The following is a 4,307-nucleotide window of genomic DNA, read 5'->3' on the forward strand; positions in this document are numbered from 1 at the left end:
GTTCTTCTTCGACGTTTTCTTCTTCGATGCTGTCGTTGTGCGGCAGGATGCCCTCTTCGCAGCCGACGAGGAAAACGTAGGGGTATTCCAAGCCTTTGGAGGCGTGTAGGGTCGAGAGTTTGACGGCATCGACTTCTTCTTCGCTTTTGCCTTCCAAGAGCGTCATTAGGGCGACGGTTTGGGCAAGTTCGATGATGTTTTTGCCGTCTTGTTCGCCTTTGCGCTCCAACCAGCCGGTCAGGTCGCTCACGTTGCGCCATTTGATTTCGCCAGCTTTACCCTCTTCACTGGCAAGCAGGTGGTTTTCGTAGTCGATTTCTTTGAGCAGGCCGTTGATGAGTTCGCCTGCTTCGCTGGTTTCGGCTTTGGTGCGGTAGTTTTCAATCATATCCATGAAGGCTTGCAGGTGTTGGCGGTTGGTATGGTTCAATAGGGCAAGCGCTTCTTCGGTTTGCGCGGCTTCATATAGGCTGCATTCGTGTTCGTGCGCGTAGGTGTTGAGCTTGCCCAATGTAACGTCGCCGATGCCGCGTTTAGGCGTGGTCACGGCGCGCAGGAAGGCGGGATCGTCGTTGGGGTTGGCAAGCAGGCGCAAATAGGACAAAACGTCTTTGATTTCGGCTTTGTCGAAAAAGCTTTGTCCTCCGGAGAGTTGGTAGGGAACACGCGCGCTGCGCAAGGATTCTTCAAAAATCCGCGCCTGATGGTTGCCGCGGTATAACACGGCGAAATCGGCGTATTGGGTTTTGTCGCCGCCGACCAGCTTCTGTTTGACGATTTGGCTGACGACCCAGTCGGCTTCGTGCTGCTCGCTTTGGCAGGCAACGACTTTGACGATTTCGCCTTCGCCGAACTGCGACCAAAGTTTTTTGGTAAAGAGTTTGGGGTTGTTTTCGATGACTTTGTTGGCGATTTTGAGAATCCGCGCGGTGGAGCGGTAGTTTTGCTCCAGCTTGATGACCTTCATCTGCGGATAGTCTTCCTGCATTTTACGCAGGTTTTCCATGTTTGCGCCGCGCCATGCGTAGATGGACTGGTCGTCGTCGCCGACGGCGGTAAACATGCCTTCCGCGCCGGTCAAGAGCTTCATCAGGGTAAATTGGCAGGTGTTGGTGTCCTGGCATTCGTCAACCAGCAGATAACGCAGCCGCCGCTGCCATTTGTTGCGCACTTCGCTGTTTTGCTGCAAGAGTACGGCTGGTAGGCGGATTAAGTCGTCGAAGTCCACTGCCTGATAGCTTTGCAGGGTTTCCTGATAACTCGCATAGACGTGCGCTGTTTGTTGTTCCCACACATTAGCGGCCGTCTGAACTACTTCTTCAGGCGTTTTTAAATCGTTTTTCCAAAGGGAAATTTGATGTTGCGCTTTGAATATGGCTTCTTTGCCCGTACCGCCCAAAAGCTCGCCGATTATTTTGGCGCTGTCGGTAGAGTCGAGGATGGAAAAGTTTTTTTTGTAACCGATTTGATCGGCTTCTTCGCGCAAAATCTTCATACCCAAAGAGTGGAAGGTGCAAATCGTCAGCCCGCGCGTTTGCGACTTAGGCAACATTTTGGAGACGCGCTCCTGCATTTCCGTAGCTGCTTTATTGGTAAAGGTAATCGCGGCGACGGTATGCGGCAGATAGCCGACATTGACAATCAAATGCTTGATTTTTTGCGTAATCACACCGGTTTTTCCGCTGCCTGCACCGGCAAGGACGAGCAGGGGGCCGCCTAGATATTTGACCGCGGCTTGCTGTTGGGGGTTGAGTTTCATTGAAGGGGAAGACGGGTAATGTGGGGAGCAATTATACAACAAGGCCGTCTGAAATTTTCAGACGGCCTTGGGCGTTTTTTAGAGTAAACCTTATGCAAAATATTTCAATTTGCCTTTGAAGTCTTCCAGCTTCTCATAGCCTTTTTGCACCATGATGGCTTTTAATTCAAGGGAAACCCGTTCAAAAATGTCTACGCCTTGCTGGTGTAGCGCCGTGCCGATCTGCACCATGCTTGCGCCGCACAAGATGTGTTCAAACGCATCACGGCCGCTGTAAACGCCGCCCGTTCCGATAACTTGGATAGACGGATCTAGTCTTTGATAGAACGCGTGGACATTGGCGAGCGCAGTCGGTTTGATGTATTGGCCGCCTATGCCGCCGAAGCCGTTTTTCGGGCGGATCACGACGGATTCGTCTTCGATATACATGCCGTTGCCGATGGAGTTGACACAGTTGACGAATTTTAGGGGATAGCGGTTGAACACTTTCGCCGCTTGATCGAAATGGGCAATATCGAAATACGGCGGCAATTTGATGCCCAAGGGCTTGTCGAAGTAGGTAAAGGCATTATCCAAAATCATCTCGGTGGTTTCAAAGTCGTAGGCAATTTGCGGTTTGCCGGCGACGTTTGGGCAGGATAGGTTGAGTTCGGTAATACCGTTAAACCCGCTATTTTGCACCTTTTCCAACAGGATATGTGTTTCGCCGGGCGACAGGCCGACCAGTGATAGGAAAAATGTCCGTTCCGGCTGAGACTCTTGAAGGGTAAGCAGGTAATCCAGATAGTAATCGATGCCTTGATTCGGCAAGCCCATCGAATTGATGCTGCCGAGAGGGACGTCCCGATAACGCGGCTCGGGGTTGCCTTGACGAGGGGTAAGCGTTGCGGTCTTGGTAATGAAAGTGCCTGCCGAAGACTGTCTGACTGCTTCTAATTCCTCAACAGTCATGCATGACACACCGGCCGCGTTCATCAGGCAGTTGTCAAAAGAAAAACCGGCGATTTGGGTTTTCAACGATACCATCTCCTGCTCCTTTTCTTCGCAAAATCAAATTGTTTGCCAAGCGTAACACGAAGAGGCGGCACGATTTTTAACAAACATCAAATGACAAAGCATGTAGGCGGATGTTGTTTTCAATATTGAAAAAGGCCGTCTGAAAAACTCAAACAGTCTCTCAGACGGCCTTCGCTAAGCTGTCGGCTGATTTGGCTATTGGGTTTTGAAAATCAGGCCAACCATTCGTTCAAAGCCGCTTTAAAACGTTTCAAGCCTTCGGCCATGTCTTCATCGTTCAGCAGAAGGCTGGGGGCGAAACGCACCACATTGGCTCCGGCAACCAGTACCATCAGGCCGTGTTTTAAAGCAGCGGCGGTAATTTCCGATGCCTTGCCTTCGTATTTGTCTGCCAATACGCAGCCGAGCAGCAAACCCATGCCGCGGACTTCTTTAAATACGCCGGTCTTTTCGCCTATTTCACGCAAGGTCGTCTGAAGTTTTTGGCCTTGTTGCTCAACGTGTGCCAATGTTTCGGGCGCATTGATGATGTCAAACGCACGGCTGCCGACCGCGCATGCCATCGGATTGCCGCCAAAGGTTGAACCATGTGTTCCAGGGCCGAAGGTTGGGGCGATTTTATCGGTGGTCAGTATCGCGCCAATCGGGAAACCGCAACCCAAGGCTTTGGCGGAGCTGATGATGTCGGGTGTGATGCCGTAATGCTCGTAGGCAAACAGTTTGCCCGTATGGCCCATGCCGGTTTGCACTTCGTCCAAAATCAGCAAGGCACCGTGTTTGTCGCACAAACGGCGTGCGGCTTGCAGATATTCTTGAGTGGCAGGCAGGATGCCGCTTTCGCCTTGAATCGGTTCGATAATCACGGCGCAGGTTTTGTCGCTGACGGCGGCTTCCAATGCGGCAATATCATTAAATGGAACATGGGTAATATCTGACGGCAGCGGCGCGTAGTCTTTGCTGTATTTGGGCTGGCCGCCGACGGAAACGGTAAACAGGGTGCGGCCGTGGAAGCTGTTGAGGCAGGAGATGATTTCGGTTTTGTGTTCGCCAAAATAATCGCGTCCGTATTTGCGCGCCAATTTCAACGCGGCTTCATTGGCCTCTGCGCCGGAGTTGCAGAAAAACACTTTGTCGGCAAAGGTGTTTTCGACCAGTTTTTTGGCCAATTCTTGTGCCGGTTGGGTGGTATAGATATTAGAAATGTGCCAGAGTTTTTGCGATTGTTCGGCCAAGGCCGCGACCAAATCGGGATGGCAATGCCCCAGCGCGTTCACAGCAATGCCGCCTGACAGGTCAATGTATTCTCGTCCTTCGGTATCCCAAACCCGGCTGCCGAGCGCGCGTTCCGGAATCATGGGGGCGAATGAGAAATTGGGCGTCAGGTAGTTTTGCATGTTCTTTTCCTTTTGATATTGTCAACAATTTCTTCAATTATGCGCTTATTGATTGAGAGATTCAATATGGCAATCAGGCCGTCTGAAAACTGGCTTTCAGACGGCCTGATGCTTATTTATGCTTGATTTCCCAGCAT

3 protein-coding genes are annotated in these 4,307 nt (G+C 51.4%); all 3 read right to left on the minus strand.

The features are described from left to right. The coding region (locus ACTHUE_RS11570; protein WP_440423514.1) for a UvrD-helicase domain-containing protein at positions 1-1,759 on the minus strand (1,759 nt) is incomplete at its 3' end. A gap of 90 nt (positions 1,760-1,849) precedes the next feature. Then, positions 1,850-2,785: a dihydroorotate oxidase gene (locus ACTHUE_RS11575; RefSeq protein ID WP_440423516.1), complete on the minus strand. Its 936-nt coding sequence runs from the start codon at positions 2,783-2,785 to the stop codon at positions 1,850-1,852. Positions 2,786-2,988: 203 nt separating this feature from the next. Further along, a complete protein-coding gene (locus tag ACTHUE_RS11580) occupies positions 2,989-4,170 on the minus strand; it encodes an aspartate aminotransferase family protein (RefSeq protein WP_314595316.1) in 1,182 nt (393 codons plus the stop codon). Positions 4,171-4,307: the final 137 nt, after the last annotated feature.

The sequence above is a fragment of the Neisseria sp. P0021.S005 genome (assembly GCF_051956955.1).